This is a genomic window from Deltaproteobacteria bacterium, from assembly GCA_013151235.1.
GTDB lineage: Bacteria > CG2-30-53-67 > CG2-30-53-67 > CG2-30-53-67 > CG2-30-53-67 > JAADIO01.
In genome coordinates, this window is the sequence record JAADIO010000036.1 from 1 (window position 1) to 19,738 (window position 19,738).

At 54.9% G+C, this 19,738-nt stretch carries 16 protein-coding genes and 1 pseudogene; 7 read left to right on the plus strand and 10 right to left on the minus strand.

Annotated elements, in window-relative coordinates; all coding sequences use genetic code 11:
- Window positions 1–391 (plus strand): annotated as a pseudogene (locus tag GXP58_07285) (IS110 family transposase).
- Between the two features lie 409 nt (window positions 392–800).
- On the opposite strand, the gene GXP58_07290 reads toward GXP58_07285, so the two are convergent.
- Window positions 801–1,088, minus strand: a complete 288-nt coding sequence (locus GXP58_07290; protein ID NOY53411.1) for a hypothetical protein — start codon at window positions 1,086–1,088, stop codon at window positions 801–803.
- 341 nt (window positions 1,089–1,429) lie between these two features.
- Here GXP58_07290 and GXP58_07295 point away from each other — a divergent pair, with 341 nt between their 5' ends.
- Entirely contained in the window at window positions 1,430–4,081 is a 2,652-nt protein-coding gene (locus GXP58_07295; protein NOY53412.1) for a CBS domain-containing protein, read from the plus strand.
- On the plus strand, window positions 4,078–4,563 hold the full coding sequence (locus GXP58_07300; GenBank protein ID NOY53413.1) for a hypothetical protein: 486 nt from the start codon (window positions 4,078–4,080) through the stop codon (window positions 4,561–4,563). The genes GXP58_07295 and GXP58_07300 overlap by 4 nt, the downstream gene beginning before the upstream one ends.
- Before the next feature lie 34 nt (window positions 4,564–4,597).
- Here the strand turns inward: GXP58_07300 and GXP58_07305 are convergent, their stop codons facing one another.
- From GXP58_07305 to GXP58_07325, 5 genes are all read right to left on the minus strand, one after another.
- Complete coding sequence (locus GXP58_07305) at window positions 4,598–6,076, minus strand: cytochrome c554 family protein (protein NOY53414.1); 1,479 nt, start codon at window positions 6,074–6,076, stop codon at window positions 4,598–4,600.
- A 143-nt stretch (window positions 6,077–6,219) separates the two neighbouring features.
- Entirely contained in the window at window positions 6,220–6,558 is a 339-nt protein-coding gene (locus GXP58_07310; protein NOY53415.1) for a MerR family transcriptional regulator, read from the minus strand.
- A 60-nt stretch (window positions 6,559–6,618) separates the two neighbouring features.
- On the minus strand, window positions 6,619–6,924 hold the full coding sequence (locus GXP58_07315) for an integration host factor subunit alpha (GenBank protein NOY53416.1): 306 nt from the start codon (window positions 6,922–6,924) through the stop codon (window positions 6,619–6,621).
- 102 nt (window positions 6,925–7,026) lie between these two features.
- Window positions 7,027–9,123, minus strand: coding sequence for an elongation factor G (gene fusA, locus GXP58_07320; GenBank protein NOY53417.1), 2,097 nt, complete (start codon window positions 9,121–9,123; stop codon window positions 7,027–7,029).
- A 172-nt stretch (window positions 9,124–9,295) separates the two neighbouring features.
- A complete protein-coding gene (locus GXP58_07325; protein ID NOY53418.1) occupies window positions 9,296–9,562 on the minus strand; it encodes a hypothetical protein in 267 nt (88 codons plus the stop codon).
- A gap of 210 nt (window positions 9,563–9,772) precedes the next feature.
- Between GXP58_07325 and prfB the strand changes: the two genes are divergently transcribed.
- The 4 genes from prfB (at window position 9,773) to GXP58_07345 (ending at window position 15,444) form a co-directional block, all read left to right on the plus strand.
- Window positions 9,773–10,828, plus strand: coding sequence for a peptide chain release factor 2 (gene prfB, locus GXP58_07330; protein NOY53419.1), 1,056 nt, complete (start codon window positions 9,773–9,775; stop codon window positions 10,826–10,828).
- Between the two features lie 90 nt (window positions 10,829–10,918).
- Window positions 10,919–12,409 carry a lysine--tRNA ligase gene (gene lysS / locus GXP58_07335; GenBank protein ID NOY53420.1) on the plus strand — a complete coding sequence of 497 codons (1,491 nt, stop codon included), beginning with the start codon at window positions 10,919–10,921 and terminating at the stop codon, window positions 12,407–12,409.
- Between the two features lie 45 nt (window positions 12,410–12,454).
- Window positions 12,455–13,726, plus strand: coding sequence for a lipoprotein-releasing ABC transporter permease subunit (locus GXP58_07340; protein NOY53421.1), 1,272 nt, complete (start codon window positions 12,455–12,457; stop codon window positions 13,724–13,726).
- Between the two features lie 155 nt (window positions 13,727–13,881).
- Complete coding sequence (locus GXP58_07345) at window positions 13,882–15,444, plus strand: PilT/PilU family type 4a pilus ATPase (protein NOY53422.1); 1,563 nt, start codon at window positions 13,882–13,884, stop codon at window positions 15,442–15,444.
- Between the two features lie 45 nt (window positions 15,445–15,489).
- On the opposite strand, the gene GXP58_07350 is transcribed toward GXP58_07345, so the two are convergent.
- The 4 genes from GXP58_07350 to plsY all read right to left on the minus strand — a co-directional run bounded on the left by GXP58_07350 (window position 15,490) and on the right by plsY (window position 19,706).
- Window positions 15,490–15,798, minus strand: coding sequence for a hypothetical protein (locus tag GXP58_07350; protein NOY53423.1), 309 nt, complete (start codon window positions 15,796–15,798; stop codon window positions 15,490–15,492).
- Window positions 15,799–15,892: 94 nt separating this feature from the next.
- Window positions 15,893–17,143 carry a DUF4388 domain-containing protein gene (locus tag GXP58_07355; GenBank protein ID NOY53424.1) on the minus strand — a complete coding sequence of 417 codons (1,251 nt, stop codon included), beginning with the start codon at window positions 17,141–17,143 and terminating at the stop codon, window positions 15,893–15,895.
- A 32-nt stretch (window positions 17,144–17,175) separates the two neighbouring features.
- Entirely contained in the window at window positions 17,176–19,152 is a 1,977-nt protein-coding gene (locus GXP58_07360) for a tetratricopeptide repeat protein (GenBank protein NOY53425.1), read from the minus strand.
- The gene (gene plsY / locus GXP58_07365) at window positions 19,149–19,706 is read right to left on the minus strand and encodes a glycerol-3-phosphate 1-O-acyltransferase PlsY (protein NOY53426.1); all 558 of its coding nucleotides are present in this window, start codon (window positions 19,704–19,706) and stop codon (window positions 19,149–19,151) included. The genes GXP58_07360 and plsY overlap by 4 nt, the downstream gene beginning before the upstream one ends.
- Between the last annotated feature and the right edge of the window lie 32 nt (window positions 19,707–19,738).

Below are 19,738 nucleotides of genomic sequence, written 5' to 3' on the forward strand. Positions count from 1 at the left end.
TTTGAATGCATCCCACAGTTTTCTCCTCAGCATTCCGGGAGTGGGAAAGATATTGGCCCTGACCATCATGCTGGAGAGCGGCCCCATCGGGCGTTTTACAAAAGCTGGAAACTATGTCTCCTACTGCCGGAAGGTTCCCAGTCGATGGACGAGTAATGGAAAGGCCAAAGGCAAGGGAAACAAAAAGAACGGCAATAAATATCTGGCTTGGGCTTTCTCCGAAGCCTCGGAGTTGTCACGGCGTTATCATGCAGATGCCAGGGCCTACTACAACCGGAAAATGCAGAAGACAAACTTTATGGTCGCTCACATGGCCCTGGGTCACAAACTGGCCAAGGGAGCCTATTATATCATGCGGGACCAAGTCCCTTTTTGCCCGGAGAAGTTATTCGCATAACGGTTGGCTGGAACGGTGAACCTGGCTTGGGGTTGGTGAGAATCCATTAGGTCTGATTGGTCATCCGTTCCACCCGGTATAAAAGTTATCCACCTCTTTGCTGCCCATGCCGTGAGCCACCTCGGGGTTGGTTCACAACCATACCGTCTGTTCTCCTTCCAATGGACACGGCATGGAACCGAAGATTTTCTGGTCCACCGGAAAGGTGGAAAGGGCCGACAGAGTAGTTCAAGCTGTCATTGCCTTGATCCTGATGGGTGACTGGTGCAGTGAAGTTTAGTGCTGACGCCTAAACCGAAAGAAACTACGGCAATCGCAAGGACGCGGATAACCTACGAAAATATTCGCAAGAAAAAACCTTTTTCTTGCGTAGGGGAGTTTTTCTCTCTTGACACGGTGCCTTTTAATGGGTGTCCCCCAGGACTCTCACTTCACAAAACACGTCAATAAAAATGGTCGCTGTCCCCATTTTCTCGGATAGAAGAAGCATGTATTTTCTGCCTGAATAAGGAAGACGGGCGATCCGGACAAGGCCGACTCCGGCGGCGGAGGCCGCCCGGACCAGTGAAGGGGGAATGGCGGGTTCTTCCGGTCTCCGGATCACCCGCCGGCTGGTTTCACGGGCCGCGATAGGTCCCGTAAACCAGAGCATCCAGGCCAACGCGCCAAGTCCGGCAAGATGGGGGATCACGTAATCCCCCCGGCATAGGCCTCCCTGACGACCTCAGCCACGCGCAGGTCGTCGGGTGGCAGCAGCTTCCCGCCCGGCCTGTCCCACGAGGAACACCAGGAGGATCACGGCCGCCAGAAAGATTCCCCGAAACCGGATAGGACCTGTCATGCGTAATCCCCCGTAGCCCGGTCGAACAGTCCAACGTCGAAATATTACCGTGGCGATTATACGCATACGAGAATATCGTGACAAGCGGAAAACCGTACACAAGCGTATGCAAAAGGTTTGACATGCAAGCACCGCCAAACTATAGTGAAACGGGTACGGGCCGTGAGACTGCGAAGGACGGGGATGACACCATGGACGTGATCACCACCCATGTAAACGCCGATTTCGACTGCCTCGCCTCCATGGTGGCGGCGAAGAAGCTCTATCCCGAAGCCCGCCCCGTCTTTGCCGGATCACAGGAGTCGACGCTGCGCCAGTTTTTCCTGCACGCCGCAAGCTATACCCTGAAGTTCGACCGCCTCAAGAACATCAACCTCGACGAGATCAAGCGGCTGATCATCGTCGATACCCGTTCCCGCAAGCGGATCGGGAAGTTCGCCGATCTGGTCGGCAAACCGAACGTGGAAGTCCACATCTACGATCATCATCCGGCGGCCCCCGGAGACATTCCGGCCGACAAATCGGTGATTCGGGAGCGGGGTTCCACAACCACGATCTTCATGGAACTCTTCCAGGAGAGAGGAATGAAGATCACTCCCCTGGAGGCAACGATCTTCGCATTGGGAATTTACGAAGATACCGGCTCCTTTACCTTTGCCTCGACCCGCAAGGCGGACCTGGACGCCGCCGCCTATCTCCTGGAAAGGGGAGCGGATTTGAACCTCGTCTCCGATTTCATGACCCGGGAATTGACGGCAGAACAGGTCTCCCTGCTGAACGACCTGATCCATTCCGCCACGACCTACGACATCAAGGGGATTTCCATCGTAATCGCCGTCTCCTCGGTGGAAAAATATATCGGGGACCTGGCCGTACTGGTCCACAAGCTCAGGGACATGGAGAACATCAATGCACTTTTCGTCCTGGTGCGTATGGCGGACCGGGTCTACCTCGTGGCCCGTTCCCGGATCCCGGAGGTTAATGCCGGAGAGATCCTGACCGACTTCCACGGCGGCGGACATCCCTCGGCCGCTTCGGGAACGATCAAGGACCGGACGCTCCAGCAGATCAAGGAAGATCTGTTGCAATCCCTGCGCCGCCATATATCCCCCGTACGCTCAGCCCGGGATATAATGACCACCCCCCTCGTCACGATCAACGCCGGAAACACACTGCAGGACGCCTCGGACCGTATGACCCGCTACAATATCAATGCCCTGCCCGTTCTGGAAGGGGGACGGTTCGCCGGCGTCGTGACCCGGGAGATCGTCCAGAAAGGGATCTTTCATCAACTGCAGCATACGCCGGTACGGGAACTGATGAGTTCCGACTTCGAGACCGCCTCACCCACGACCTCCCTCTTCGTCATCGAGAAAACCATGATTGAAAAGAACCAGCGGATGATGCCGGTCATCGACCGGGATCAGGTCATCGGCGCAATCACACGGACGGATCTTCTGAAGGCGCTGCACGAGGACATCCGGATGAGCCCCGGTTATCCTGTCGACTTCGGGGATGAAGAGGCCGTCTTCAGCAGGAACCTGCGGAAGCTTATGGAGGAACGCCTACCGGTCTCTCTGATCGCGCTCCTGGAAAGTATCGGGAAGGCGGCGGACAATCTGGCATTCTCCGCTTACGTCGTGGGCGGATTCGTCCGGGACCTCCTCCTCGGGATCCGAAATCTCGATATAGATATCGTGGTTAAAGGGGATGGGATCACCCTGGCGAAGAGTTTCGCGGAGAAACACCGGGGGCGGATCAGGAGCCACCCCCGCTTCGGCACCGCCGTCGTGATCCTGCCGGACGGGTTCCGGATCGATTTCGCCACGGCCCGGACGGAGTACTATGAATATCCCGCCGCCCTGCCGACGGTCGAGATCAGTTCGGTAAAGAAAGACCTCTACCGGCGGGATTTCACCATCAATACCCTGATCATTCAGTTAAACGGAAATGCATTCGGCCGTCTCATCGACTACTTCGGGGGACAGCGGGACCTGAAGGACCGGTCGATCCGGGTCCTTCACAACCTGAGTTTCGTGGAAGATCCCACGCGCGCCTTCCGGGCCATCCGCTTTGAAACCCGTTTCCATTTCACCATCGGCCGGGATACCTCGAACCTGATCGAAAGCGCCGTCAGGATGAACCTCTTTCAGAAACTTTCGGGCAAGCGGGTCCTGATCGAACTCAAATACCTCTTCGAAGAAGAGAATCCCTTCCCTTCGGTCCGGCGGATGGAATCGTTTCACCTGCTGCAATTTATTCATCCCAGGCTGAAACTGCCCCGTGAAATGGCCGCCCTGTTTGTTTCCATCAAAAAGGTGCTGGCCTGGTTCAATCTCCTCTACCTGGATATTCCAATCGAGCCGTATCTGGTCTACCTGCTGGGCCTGCTCCATCGGCTTGACGAAAAGGACGTGAAGGAAGCCGGCGCCAACCTGGAACTGCCACAGGACCTGAGCGCAAAATACCTCATCGGGCGGGATCTGTTCTATGACGTGCTGAACCGGCTGGAGCACGACCGAAGAATACCGCCGAGTGAAATCGACCGGCTCCTGACGGGAATCCCGATGGAGACGCTGTTATTGATGATGGCCCTCACCGACTCGGAGATTGCAAGAAAACGTTTTTCCAATTATCTGACCCGTGACCGGTCCGTCAAACCGGAAATCACGGGAGACGAGATCGGACGGCTCGGTTTCGCCCCGGGTCCCGTCTACCGGCGGATTCTCGAACGGCTCCGATACGCCCGCCTGGATGGAGAAGTCAAAACGAAAGAAGAGGAACTGCAACTGATCCGAAAGGAGTTTTCAGAAAGAAAAAATCATACAGGGAGGAATTCATGAACATTACGACCGTATCGCTGAATATACCCGAAGAGAGCAACATCATCCTCGGCCAGACCCACTTCATCAAGACCGTGGAGGACCTTTACGAGATCATGGTCAGTCAGGTCCCATCGGCCCGGTTCGGCCTCGCCTTCTGTGAAGCCTCCGGCGTCTGCCTGATCCGGAGCGACGGTAATGACGAGGCATTGATCCATACCTCCATTGAAAACATGAAACAGGTGGCCGCCGGGCACAGCTTTATCATCATGATGAAGGAGGTCTTTCCGATCAATGTGCTCAATGCCGTCAAGGGGTGCCCGGAGGTCTGCCGGATCTTCTGCGCCACGGCAAATCCGGTGGAGGTAATCGTCGCGGAGACGGAGCAAGGACGGGGGATCCTGGGGGTCATCGACGGTTTTTCACCCAAAGGGGTGGAAGAAGAGAAAGACAAGGAATACCGCAGGAGCCTGTTACGGCAGTTCGGTTACAAGCGGGGATGAAGGCACGGGGGCAGGACGGAATCACCACGGCACATCACCGGAGAGCGACCTTCCTGACCGTTTGCGCCATGTCGAAGACCGGCAATACCGGGGCATCCTTGCCCAGCAGTTTGTTCACGAGGAACTGCGGCGCACTCCGATAACGGACAACGACCCGGATTACAATCTCTCCTCGGACATCTTCCGGGACGACAAAGGCATAATGTTCCACCGAATATCCCTTGGGGCGAATCCGTTTATCGGAGAGGACCTGCACGGCTGCCGGGAGGAAGAAGGTCGGTTTTCTCTCCTTCCCCCCCTCCCCGAGGACGGTTTTATAAATCACGGCATCGGGGCCGAGATTCCCGTCCCGGTCCAGGCCCCCGGATTCGTACAGGACCCTGCCGTCGGGACCCTTGACCGTCACATGGAGCCACATCTGGCGGACGTAGGTCAAACCGGTCGGAAGGTAATGCCCGGCGCCGACATTATCCACACGCACCTCAAAACGGAAGAGCTTCCCAGCCCGGACCGGTTTTGTCGCCCCCTTGACGGCGACGACGACCGCCTTGGAGAGCCGGTCCCGGGCCATCTGTGCCCAGGCCGGATTCCCGAGGAGTTCCGGGACCATGGCATTGCCCCCGACAAACCAGTGCTGCCAGACATGGGTACGGTGCTTCGCCCCCATCCCTTTGGGCGCAGCGAACCCGGGCGTATCGGGACGCGCCGTAATTCCCGTGGCAGCCACCGACGGCGTCTGACGCATGTGACAATCCTGGCAGTGTGTAGAGGTCTTCGGATCCCCCGTATTATAGGGGCTGGTCCGCCATTCCGTGTAGGTGTTTTCGATCGGCATGATGTTGTGGGCGTGCGCCACGTCATGACACATTCCGCACAACTCGGAACGGGTATGAAGTTCGGAATAGGCCGTCCGGTGAAAAGGAGAGACCGAATCGCGGCGAGGGCCGAACTTGGTCCCGCCTTTCCCTTCCGCGGCATTGCCGGGTTTGAGAATAAACGCCCCGTTTCCAACTCCGGCGCTGCTCGACACGGTATGACAGACATCGCAGTAAACCCCGGACCTTGCCGGTGCGGAGAGTTCACCGGTCAGGTAACGGCCCGGTTCGTCGGCAAGGTAGCCAACCGGGGTATGGCACCGGGGACACATGGCCGTCTCTTCTTTTTCCGGACCGGTTTCAGCCCGTCGCAAATACGATTTATAGACCGCGATAAAAACAGGGTCTTTCCAGGCATTCCCCATCATGGACCCCTTCCATTGGTCATAGATCTTTCTGTGACACCCGCCGCAGATATCCGGGGTGAAGAATTGATCCGACCGGAACCGGCCCGGCATGGAGGGCGTACCCCAGACCATGTTCGACGGCGCCGTGGCCTTGGGAAGCGTCCAGATCGGCGTGACCTTTGCTTGCCCCTTGTGCCAACCCGAATAGTCCCTTTGCGGGCCTTCCGCCGAGGCATAGACCCCCCACCCGAGCAGAAACCCCAGCAGAAAAATCGTGGTTCTGTGGATCATCTCCACCTCCGAACATCCTAAAATCGAGGAACGTCTGAACCGATAAGACCGTTCTATCTTACACAAGATTGCCCGTTCGTCAATTCAGCAGACCATGTATGGGGAAAGAGGATAACAATCGGGGAAGGGACTTGCAAGAGGCATTACCCCAGGATTTCCAGAACCTCTTTGAGTTCCGTTTTCACTTCACTCAAAGTCTCCCGGAGGTGGGGCGTGGCGGAAACAATTTCACTTAAACTTTGTTCGGATTCGATCCGTTTTTTCGCCCCGGCGATCGTATATTTCTGTTTGTAAAGAAGTTCCTTTATTTTCAGAATGAGGAGGACATCTTTCTTTTTGTAGACCCGCTGGCCGGCCTTGTTCTTTTTGGGACGCAGGCTTTTAAATTCCGTCTCCCAGTACCGGAGAACATGAGGTTCCACACTGGTAAGCTTGCTGACCTCGCCGATACGGAAAAAGAATTTATTGGGAATCTTCTGCATGTTTTATTCCATCCACGGACCGGAACAGCGCCGCAGGATATTACCTACGATTACCGCAGATCAGGCCTCTTCCGGAGATTTCCGCGCATCATACTTCAGAATGTGCTCCTTGAAGACCTGGCTCGGCTTGAAGGTAACCACCTTGCGGGGTGTAATCTCGATCTCCTCGCCCGTCTTCGGATTACGCCCCTTCCGGGAGCCCTTGTTCCGGATGGAAAAGTTCCCGAAACCGGCGATCTTTACAACATCCCCGCGCTCCAGGGTTTTCTTGATCGTCTCTAAAACCGTTTCCACCACATCGGAGGACTCCTTCTTGGAGAATCCGACCCGGCTGTAGACCTCTTCAACAATATCCGCCTTGGTCATGCTTCGGCCTCCATGAAATTCAGATCTGCGAACTAATTTTAAACATACTACAGATCGGGGCCGAAGTCAAGTTTATTCTATTTTATTCAATACTTACAGCCGTCAATCCTCGGATGACTGCTCACTGCTCTTCGCTTCCGAAATCACTTTGTCACTCAGGTGGGCGGGAAGTTCCGCATAATGATCAAAGGAGAGTTCAAAGGAACCCCGCCCCCCCGTAATAGACCGAAGTGTCGCCACATACTTCATGGTCTCCACCATGGGAACCTCAGCGGAAACAATCTGGGTACTCCCCCGCGCATCCACCCCCAGGACCTTGCCCCGGCGCGAGTTGAGGTCACTGATCACCCCGCCGACAAAATCATCGGGCACCATGATCTGCATCTTCATGATCGGTTCCAACAGTACCGGGGCGGCTTCGAGGCACCCTTTTTTCAGGGCCATCGAAGCGGCTACCTTGAAGGCCATTTCCGAAGAATCAACACTGTGGTAGGAGCCGTCATAAAGAGTGGCTTTGAAATCAACCATGGGATAGCCCGCCAGCGGTCCTTTCCGGATCGCTTCGGTCAGGCCCTTTTCCACGGCGGGAATAAATTGCCGGGGGACCGCACCGCCGACGATCTCTTCGGCAAACTCAAAGCCCGACCCCTTGGGCAGGGGTTCAAAACGGATCCAGACATCACCGAACTGGCCGTGACCGCCGGTCTGTTTCTTGTATTTGCCCTGGACCTCCGATTTCTTCCGGATGGTCTCCTTGTAAGGAATTTTCGGCTCCTTCAGGTCGACCTCAACACCGAATTTCTGCTTCATCCGGGCGAGAATGACCTCCATGTGAACCATCCCCATGACGGAGACAACCAGTTCGGAAGTCTCTTCGCGCCTTTCGATCTTCAGTGCGGGTTCCTCCTCCGCAATCTTCGAAAGGGCCTGGCCTAATTTGTCCTCATCCCCCTTCGATTTTGCCTCCACGGCGAAAGAGATCACGGGCTCAGGAAAGAGTATGGGAGAAAGACGGACGGGGGCGCTCTCGCTGCACAGGGTATCGCCGGTTACTGTATTCTTCAGCTTGGCCACGGCGGCGATTTCACCTACTCCAACCTCCGGGACCGACTTCTGCTCCTTGCCGGTAAGACGCAAGATCGTGCCTACCCGTTCTTTCTCATTGGAACAACTGTTCCAGACGGTCGAATCCGCCTTCATCACCCCGGAAAAGACCCGGAAAAAATTGAGCTTCCCCGCAAAAGGGTCGACAACCGTCTTGTAGACCTGGGCTACTAACGGTGCGTTGGGAGAAGGTTCGCGAGTAACCAATTCATCGTTTTCCGGGTTGACACCTTCAATCGCCCGCTCATCTCCCACCTGATCCGGGGCCGGGAGAAAAGAGATCACCCCGTCCAGAAAAAGATCGACCCCGATGTTCGGAAGCGCCGCTCCGCAATAGACCGGCACAAACTGACGCTCGGTCGTCCCTTTCGCGATGGCGGCACGGATCTCGTCATCCGTGACCACCCCTCCTTCGAGATACCGCTCCATCAGGTCATCGTCGGTCTCCACGGCGGTCTCCACTAATTTTTCGCGGAAGGCATCGACCTGCTCCTTCAATTCAGCGGGGATCTCCCCGGATCGGTTCACCTTGCCGTCAGTGTAGGTGCAGGACTCCATGGTCAGTAGATCAAAGACCCCCGTAAAGTCCGCCTCCTTTCCGAGGGGAAGCTGCATCACGAGGGGCCGCGCCTCCAGGGTGGACTCGATCATCTCAATGGCCTTGAAGAAATCCGAACGCTCCCGGTCCATCTTGTTCACGAAAATCATCGAGGCCAGTCCATAATCGGACAGATAACCCCACACCTTTTCCGTCTCCACCTTCACTCCGGAAACGGCGCTGACCAGGACGACCGCCGAGTCCATTACCTTCAGGACCCCCTTGGTGTCGGCCAGAAAATTCGTGTACCCCGGGGTGTCCATACAGAAGATTTCTTTTTTCTTCCAGGGGATCACGGCCATGGAGGAAGAGAGCGTGCTCTTTCGTTCAATCTCTTCCGATGAATAGTCAAGAATGGAATTCCCTTCATCGACCCGGTTTAATCGGGTCGTCACCTTCGCGTTGAACAGTGCCGCTTCACAAAAGGAGGTTTTTCCCACACCCCCGTGACCGACCACAGCCAGATTGCGAACTTCAGTCAGATCCTGCGTTGCCATAGCACACCTCATCCATGAAATAAAAAGGTTGAAAGAAACACGACGTGATGAAAAAAACCAGGATCAAGAGGCAGGAAGGCCCATCCCCCGAAACTCTTGTACCGACAAACGAACGACTGAATGAAACAAACGGGAAAACCGATCCTCCCCCGAAAACCGGTCGGCTCGCAAACTACCAGATACTCGACTCGACCTTGCCCCCCTTCATGACCAGGATGTCAACCACGGCATGATTAAAATAGTTCGTGGTATCAACAATCTCCGGGGCAACACGACTCCGGTAGAGTTCCCGTCCCTTCCGGAGGTCTTCGTCCAGCAGTTCAAAGAGATTATCGTTTTTAATCCCTTTTTCAATTTTGGGTTGATTATAAAGTGCGATATCGGAGAGAATGGTTCTCGCCAGGCGTTTGGCTTTCTCGTGGTCGATGATTTGCGTCATGGAATTTCCTCCCATTGTCGGGTACAATGTACTTAATTTATCTTGTTTTGTCAACAATATCAAGCAATTTCGTTCTGCAATAAGCGGTTGCAATCACCCCCGTGATATGATATGAAAATCTATTTACACAAAGGGGGCTTGCACCCCCGTGTTTTCTTTTGGAGGATCAGATGATTGATGAGCTGAAAAAGGAATTCAAAACGGTGGCCCATGATTTCGAACTCCTGCGGAGTCATCTTTGACCTCTCGGAGACGCACCGGCAATTAGAGCAGCTCGAAAGAACCATTTCCAACCCGGATTTCTGGAACAACCCTCAGAGCGCACAGAAACCGCTGAAGAAGCGTGCCGCCCTTCAGAATCAACTTTCCGAATGGAAAAAAGTGCAACAGGTCCACGACGACCTGGAGACCTTGATCGAACTTTGCCGGGAAGAAGAGGCGGAAGACCTCTATCCTGAAATCCGCACGGCTCTCCGGGAGTTCCGGACCGCCATGACCGACCTCGAACTGAAAACCATGCTCGGGGAAGAAAATGACCCCAACAACGCCATCGTCAACATCCATTCCGGTGCCGGGGGAACGGAATCACAGGACTGGGCGCAGATGCTCTTCCGCATGTATCAACGCTGGACGGAACGAAAAAGATTCAAAATCAAGATCCTCGACCTGATGTACGGCGAAGAAGCCGGGATCAAGAGCGTCACATTCATCGTCGAGGGAGAATATGCCTACGGTCTCCTTAAATCGGAAGACGGCGTACACCGGCTCGTCCGGATCTCTCCCTTCGACGCCGGGAAACGGCGTCATACCTCCTTTGCCTCCGTGATGATCCTGCCCGAATTGGACGAAGAAATCGAGGTACCGATCCGGGACGAGGACTTGCGGATCGACACCTACCGGTCGAGCGGTGCCGGTGGTCAGCATGTCAATGTCACCGACTCCGCCGTTCGGATCACCCATCTCCCTACGGGGATTGTGGTGCAGTGTCAGAATGAACGCTCCCAGCACAAGAACAAGGCCTCCGCCCTGAAGGTCCTGAAGGCCCGGATCTATGAACTTGAAGTGGAGAAACAAAAGGAAAAAGTCGAGGAGATGCACGGCGAGAAAAAAGAGATCGGCTGGGGCAACCAGATCCGCTCCTACGTCCTTCAGCCCTACCAACTCGTTAAGGACAACCGGACCAAAGTGGAAAAAGGCAATGTCGAAGCCGTCCTCGACGGAGAGATTGATGAATTCATGAAGGCCTACCTGTTACGAAAGAAATGAACGGACGGCGGCCGTTCGGCATCGCTTCTTTTCTTGACGAGAGGGGCGAACTCTTCTATAGTGGCGGCGCATTAAACGAAAAGGATGGAAATGGCACAAGACGAAAACGAAATCATACAGCAGCGGAAGAAAAAAATCCGGGAGATGGAGGCGGAGGGCATCCCCCTTTACGCGCACCGTTACGACCCCGAAGATACCGCGGAGGCAATCCTTGCAAATTTCGGGAAGACCGCACCCGAGGCGCTGGAGAAGGAGAAACCTTCCGTCCATGTTGCCGGCCGGATCGTCTCCCTGCGCCGGTTCGGCAAGGCCGCCTTTGCCCACATCCGGGACGCAAGCGGCCGCATCCAGATCTTCGCCGCCAAAAACGTCCTGTCCGCCGAAGAATTCCGCCTCTTTAAACGGGTGGATATCGGCGACTTCATCGGCGTGCAGGGAGTGCTTTTCTTCACCCGGACCGGTGAACTGACCATCGAAATCCGGACGCTGAAACTCCTGACCAAGGCCGTCCGGCCCCTGCCGGAAAAATGGCACGGCCTCAAGGACAAGGAAATCCGTTACCGCCAACGCTATCTTGATCTGATCGCCAATCCCGATGTCCAACGGACCTTCGTTCAGCGGAGCCGGATCATTGCCGCGATAAGGGAGTTCATGAACCGGAGGGACTTCATCGAGGTAGAAACACCGATGATGCAGCCGATTCCCGGCGGCGCCACGGCCCGCCCGTTTGTCACCCATCACAACGCCTTAGGAATCGATCTCTATCTCCGGATCGCCCCGGAACTCTACCTGAAACGGCTTTTGGTGGGCGGGTTTGAGCGGGTCTATGAACTGAACCGGAACTTCCGAAACGAGGGGATGGACCTCCAGCACAATCCGGAATTCACCATGATCGAATTCTACATGGCCTATGCCGACTACAGGGACATGATGACCCTGACGGAAGAACTTCTCTCCGAGATCACCGGAAAGGTCCATGATTCCCTTGTACTTCCGTACAAGGGACACAAGATCAACATGGCCCCCCCCTATCGGCGGCTCCCCTACCGGGCGGCCCTCGAGGAAGCCCTGCAGGAAAAGGGGTTTGCCCCGGAGACACTGGACGACACGGCGGCCGTCCGCCGGGCGGCGGAGACCCTGGAGATCGCCCTGCCGCCGAAGGCGTCCCGCACCAAGGTCCTGGACAAACTCTTTGAGACCCTGGTCGAAGAGAATCTGATTCAGCCGACCTTTGTCATCGATTATCCAACGGAACTTTCGCCCCTTTCCAAGCGAAAACCGGACAACCCCGATGAGGTGGAACGCTTCGAACTCTTCATCGCCGGGAAAGAGATGGCCAATGCCTTTTCCGAACTGAACGATCCCGAAGATCAGCGCGGCCGATTCGAGGCACAGGTCGCCGAACGCAAAGGGGGAGATGAAGAGGCCATGTATATGGACCACGATTTCGTCCGGGCACTGGAATACGGAATGCCCCCCGCCGCAGGCGAAGGGATCGGCATCGACCGGCTCATCATGCTCCTGACCGGGAACGAATCGATCCGGGATGTCATTCTCTTCCCGCAGATGCGTCCGGAGTAGCGGACCGCAATCCCGGATAAACGTCTATCAGGACAACAGCCCGTCATGCGCTACGAACTCTTCATCGGTCTTCGCTACCTTAAGTCCAAACGGAAGAATACCTTTGTCTCCATCATCACGCTGATCTCGATTATCGGCGTCACCGTCGGCGTCATGGCCCTGATCATCGTTCTGGCCGTCATGAGCGGTTTCGAAGAGGATCTGAAGGCCAAGATCCTCGGGACCAACTCTCATATTGTCGTCCTCTCCTTCGGGAAACAGGGGATGGCCGACTACCGGGACGTGGTAAAAAAAATCCGGGAGAACCCCCACGTCCGCTCGGCGACCCCCTTCATCTACAACCAGGTCATGCTGACTTCGGAAAGCAGCGTCGCCGGCGTGGTGCTTCGGGGAATCCTCCCGAAAGAGGAAGGCAAGGTGACCGACATCAACCGGAACATGGTGGCCGGCAACCTTGTGGATATCGCTCCACACCCGGCACGGCCCGGGAGCCCCCCTCCCCCACGGGGCATTGTGATCGGCAAGGAACTCGCCGGCATGCTGGGCGTTTTTTTGGGTGATCCCGTCAATGTCGTTTCCCCGCTCGGAAGGATCACCCCTCTCGGAATGGTCCCCAAAATGACCCGGTTCAAGGTGGTGGGAATCTTCGATGCCGGTCTCTATGAATACGACACGGGACTGGCCTATGTCGGTCTTCAGGAGGCACAGCAGTTTTTTAACCTCAACAATCGTGTCACCGGCGTGGAGGTGAAGATCGACGACATCTATCAAGCCCCGAAGATCCGGAAAGAAATTCAGCACAGACTCGGCCCCGCCTTCTGGGCGAAAGACTGGATGCAGATGAACCGGAACCTCTTTTCCGCCCTGCGGCTTGAAAAGATCACCATGTTCATTATCCTCTCCCTGATCGTCCTGGTCGCCGCCCTGAACATCATCAGCACCCTGACGATGGTTGTGATGGAAAAGGGGAAGGATATCGCCATCCTGAAATCGATGGGTGCCCGGTGGCAGAGCATCATGCGGATCTTCATGGTCGAAGGGATGATCATCGGTTTTGTGGGGACGACCCTCGGTTCCACCCTGGGACTTCTGGTCGCGTTCAACCTGGAGTCCATCGTAGCCCTGATCGAACGGATCTTTCACTTCCAGCTCATCGACAGTTCCGTCTATTACATCGACAAACTCCCCTCCCGGGTGGAGCCCCTCGATGTACTCCTGGTGATCGGCATTTCCCTTCTGATCAGCCTCGCCTCGACCCTCTACCCTTCCTACAAGGCCTCCAGACTCGATCCCGTCGAAGCAATCCGCTACGAGTAACATGATTCTTCACCCGCAAAATAAAAGGTCCTCCATGAACTACACCGGAGAATCATTTATTGTCGAATTGCTGATCCCTTGTTATAATATTTCTATAGCCACGAGGTGACCTGAGTTACCCATACCGGAATGTTTTCCCACCCATCGGAGGGACCATGATCTCTACAAAACCGGCAACAGGCGATAAATTAGGTGAAATTCTGGTCAAGAACGGCCTCATCGGAGAAGACCAGCTGAAGGAGGCCCTGAAACGCCAGTATCAGCAGGGAGGATTTCTCGGAACCAACCTGATCATGCTGGGATATATTGATGAAGAAACCCTGATGAATGTCCTCAGCTCGAAGCTGGGCATTCAGAGCATCAATCTGACCGGCCATGAGATCACCCCCCTCCTCCAGCGGATGCTCCCCTTCGACAAGGTCAAGTTCCACAACGTCCTGCCCGTTGCGCTGGAAGGGAATACATTGATCGTGGCCATGGCCGACCCCACGGATCTCAAAATCCAGTACGATCTGGAATACACCCTGCGGCGTTCCATCCGCGGGGTTCTGGCCTCGGAAAAGGACATCCTCGATGCCATCGCCTTCTTTGAAAAGGAAGGCTACGGGGAGCGGCCTTATACCAAGTCCTGTGTCGTACCCTCATTGCCGGATAAAACGCTCGACATCCGGGAACTCCTGAAAGTTACTGTGGAAGAGAATGCCACCGATCTGCTGATTACCGCCGGAGTGGCGCCCTGCCTGAAGATCAACAACAAGGTAACTCGCCTCAAGACCCCCTCGCTGACGCCCGGTCAGGTGGAAGAACTGGTTTTTTCGATCCTGACGGAAAACCAGAAAACAAAGTTGCAGCAACAGTCGGCCCTCGAATTCGCCTACTCCCTTTTCGATATGGGACGGTTCCGGATCAATATCTATTTTCAGCGAGGATCTCTCTCCCTGACCGCCCGGAACCTGATGGAACGGATTCCCTCTCTCGAAGAGTTGGGCCTTCCCGGCTGGGTCCGGGAGTATGCCTTACGGCCTCAGGGTCTGATCCTGGTCACCGGCCCGGCGGGACATGGAAAGTCAACCACCATCGCCTCCCTCATAGAGGTGATCAACACCCATCATCAGTCCAATATCATTACCATTGAGGACCCCATCGAGTTCCTCTTCCAGCATAAGAACAGCAACGTCAATCAGCGGGAGGTCGGAACCGATACAGCCTCCTTCTCTGAAGGGTTGAGAAACATCTTCCGTCAGAGTCCCGATGTCATCATGATCGGAGAACTTCGGGATTACGAAAGCATCTCCATCGCCCTCAGTGCTGCGGAGACGGGGCATCTGGTATTGGGGACGCTCCACACCCTGAATGCCACGGCCACCATCGACCGTTTGATTAACGTCTTCCCCGGAGATCAGCACAACCAGATCCGGGCCCAATTGGCCGAATCCCTCCTCTTGATCCTCTCTCAACGGCTGGTCCTCTCCCGGGACGGCAAGAGCCGAGTACTGGCTTACGAAAAGCTGACCCCTTCATCCAGGGTCCGGAACCTGATCCGGATCAAGAAGATCCATCAACTGCGCACCCAGATGCTGAACGAACAGGAAGATTTCGAATCGATCGATTCCAGCTTGATCAAACTGGCCAGAGAAGGAAAAATACGGAGGGAAGAAGCCCTGAAGTTTGCCGATAACCAGAACTTTGTAAATGACATAATCAACAAAAAGAGGTAAAGCTGCATACCGAACGTACAACCATCTTCAAAAAAAAGGAAGAGTTTAGGAAAGCGGACGAGCATCTCCCGAGACCTCATCCTGCCGGAGCTCCCTTTCCTTCTCCCTTCCGAAGCTCTCCAGAAATTGCCGCACTTCGGGAACCAGATAGGTCTCTTCAAGGGACAGGCCGGAAAGGGCCCGACCCAGGATTTCTGCTTTTTCCTGGACTGTCAGGGTTTTTCGGATGATGATCATCCGGTCCTCCTTGACACGGCAGATGCCACCCCGGCTGTTGCACCGCTCATAACGGACCTGAATCGAGAGTTTCTGTGCCAGCATTTCGAGCTGTTCCAGCATCTCCTGTGCATCCATTTTAAATCATCCTCATGGAACCAAATCCTCTGATCAAAAGACCGTTCCCCGTCTACGCACGAAACGCACAAAGACGTATTGGAGTACCGCAATCTTACAGAACATGTTCTTTGACAATATCATCCGACGTTCCCTCAACCCCATCCGCACCGAAACTTTTCAGGAAGATTGTACGATTTCTGCTCCGGTACCGGTATTTCCGCCCCCAGGGATCAAACAGCTCCGCCGAGTGGAGAATCCCTTTCCGGACCAGTTCCACCGGATCCTCCGGGAGGACCTGCTCCTCCAGAAAATAGACGTCACAGGCAAAAAAGATGCGATCCATTTCCCGGACGGCATAAACATTCCGGATGGGTCCAAGAGAAGTCCCCACACCTCCCGTAATGGCCGTGAGGAGCCCTCCTGTCGGTTTGCGTGAAGCAAAAACCAGAAGAAGCAGGAATAGGAACATAATCACATACGCGGCAAGATTGCGCAACACCTTCTTTCCGCGGCCCTTCTCTCCCCTCCTCCCCGCCCCTGCAGGAGTTTCTCCCTTTCCGCTTATCTCCCGGATGAGCCCTGCGGAAACCAGGCTGTACAACGCCTTGCAGGTTTCAAAGGTTCCGATTCGGCCGAGATGGATCAGTTTCTGTACATCCCGCGTACCTTCCACCAATTGATAAATCCGGACCTCTGCCGGGCTGAGCGGAAATTCCTGATCCAGGGTCTCCTTCCGGTCGGACAGGTTCTCTTCCTGTCCCTCCTCAAACATTCGGTCAATTGCACGATCCAGATCCTGTGCAGAAGCATCGATCATTCTCTTCTCGTCGGTCTTCTCAAAGATCCGGCTGTAATCATGAATGACCTTCCGCACCAGGGGCCATTCATCAATGATCCGCATGGCCTCCATGAGAATCTTCTCACAGGAGAGGGGAACCATATTGGTATGGTCATAGGTCACCGAAGGTTGCTGCGCAAAACGGTAGATTCCCTCCTGCCAGTCGAAAATCCGGTAGACCGTCTCCCGAACCTGAAGTTGAATCATGCTGGCCAGATCTTCCGCCCGGACCAGGTTCTCTTCTACCAGAATATGACCCAGTTTCCGTCCCGTCTCTTTCTGCCGGGCCAGTGCCCTTTCAAGATCCTGTTTCGAGAGAAGCTCCGATTCCACCAGCGCCCACCCGATGAGATCACTTTTCTTTTTTCGATAGGATTCCGCCGCCACCACCATCCCCGCCTCAAAGGTGAGGGTCGCCGTATCCTCCCCAGCGGTCAGCGTAAGGATTCCTGTCTTCTTCTGCATCCCGATCAACTGCAGGATATCCGTTATGCCGAAATCTTTGATGTTTCCTTCAAGAGCCATGAGTTCTCTCAACTTACAAAAGGGGAGAGCGATCAATCCTGTAAACGATAGAGATGAAAACAAGACAACAGATAGACAACCATCACCGGCAGGAGCAACCAGAGATGCCGGCTCCAGGGCACTGCTTCAAAGACCATGACACCCGGGGGCAGGATCGACCGAAAAAATCCGGAAACCAGAAGACAGACCACCAGGAAGAGTATGACAAAACCGGTAACCGGCCGTCCGAAATAAATATGGCCGCCGCCGGGAATCAGGATTCCGAGGATCCTCCCCTTTTCCACCTTCCGTTCCTTGTAACTCAGAATTTCAATGATCTTTCGCGTCCGCATCTTGACATCCACCCCCGCACCTTTTCCAAAAATATAGGCACATTGTGAGCAGATCGCCTCACGACGCCGGTGACTCTGGCATTTTCGGCAAAAGACGACACCGCATTTTCCGCAACGCCGGGAATAACCGCGGAAACGCCGGAGCAGATGAAGGAGCAATGCCACCGGAAGAATCAGCAAGACCAGTCCACCCCGGACAATGATCTTCTTCAGAACCCCTCCTTGCGACCGGTCGGCCGGCCCGACCGAGAAGAGCGTCTTGAAAAAACCATTCCAGAGATTCCGGTCGGGCAGGACCGTATCAATCACCATCCGGTTGTAATTCGGGCCCAGGATCTTCACATAATAGGAGACTTCTGCAGGATTCAGTTTCCGGGCTTTGAAATACTCACTGTCACTTTTATCGAGGAGAAAGAGTTCCCGCTGGACAGCACTGAGATTGAAATGAAAAGCCGCCTCCCTCGGATCGAGAGCAATCGCCTCGTTGTACATTTCAACGGCCTTTTTCAGGTTGCGCATAGCATAATAGACATTCCCGAGATTATTGTAATAATCCGCCTCGTTCCCATTCTGATGAATCGCCTTTTCCAGAACCTTCTTCGCCTTTGCATACTCTCCCCGTTTTTTGTAAGCCGTCCCCAACATGAAAAAGGCTGCGTCATCCTTTGGGAATTGTTCCGTCAGACGGGCCAGACCGGCCACCGCTGCGTCATCGGCGTCTCCGTCCCGATGACCGAGAATCGACTGCATACGATCACTGGACAGATGTTCCACCCCTCTCTGCAGCATATCCGTCCAGAGGGGTGTTACCAGAAGAAAAAACAAAAAGAAAAGATGGATGAACCGTTCTTTCCTGCCCGAATAACTCCAGAGGAGGATGAGCCAGAGGACACAGACACCGAAGAGTCCTCCCCCCAGCAGGAGGGGGGCGGACAAGAGGCAAGCCATGATAATCAACAACCCGGCACGGCTTGGATCGCCCGGCAGCAGTTCGTACAAATCATGATACAACATCCGGCCATACCGGAGCAACACCACAAGATAGAACACCCCGAAAAAGACAACACCGGCCATCAGGAGAAGAAAGAGACCGTCCATGATCAGGAGTGCGGCGAATTCAAATGAAAGGACCAGGCTCTTTCCCGTCCGGAAAGCCTCCTCCAGGACTCGGAACAAATTTGCCGGGCTCTGCCGCCAGAGAAGTTCCGCGAGTTTCCAGTGGGTTTCGGGAAGATCTCCGGCAAAGTCCTCGGCCTTACGACAAAGGCTCAGTGCCTTCTGATAATCTCCCTGAAGTGAGAGAAAATCCGCCTCACGCAACAAGGATGCCGCAAAAGTTCGCACTCGAATCGCTCCCAGATCGACCAGCTGCTCATGGATACGATTCAGCAAAAGATCGCTGAGCTTATCATTGCCCAGTGCGACGTAACGTTTTCGCAGAAACCATTCTTTTTGCAGTTTCTGAAAGAGGAGCGAAGGGCCCGTGCCGGAAAGTTCCGGGACGGGTCGTTTCAGAATTTCAGACGGAACCAGGAGGGGGGAATTATCCTGAATGACATCCATCCATTCATAAGAAACAACAGGGCCCGGGACCAGAAGATCGACGAACAAAAAGAGAACAAGGAAGAAAACCACGATCTTCCACACCGGCATGGACCGCGACACAGCCTGGTTCATCCTTCCTCCCCCCGCAAAAGACGGCGGATATTTTCCCGATGTCGGATCACCATCATCACCGACACCACCAATGCAAACCGAAACTGAATCATCTCTTTCGTCAGAAAAAAGGTTAACACCGGCAGCATCACCGCAACCGAAAGAGCACCGACCGAAGAGACATGGGTCAGAGCGAATGCAACCCCCCAGATCAGCAGTAAAAGCAATCCGATGAAGGGCATGTAGGCGAGAAGGACCCCGAAGGTGGTCGCCACCCCCTTCCCTCCCCGGAAACGGTAGTAAAGGGGAAAATTGTGGCCCAAAATCGCGGCCAGGGCGGACAGGGCCATCCAACCCGGCTGTTCCATTCCAACCAGGAAGCGGGCGGCCGCAACGGCAACCGTCCCCTTGAGCAGATCCCCGGCCAGAGTCAAAGCCCCTTCCTTTTTCCCGATCACCCGAAGCACATTCGTGCTGCCGACATTTCCGCTCCCTGCTTCCCTCAGGTTGACCCCCCGTCGTTTCGCGATGAGGACCCCGAAACAGATGGAACCGAGCAGATAGGAAAAAAGTATTGAACACAAGGGGGCAAAGACATGGGAGAAAG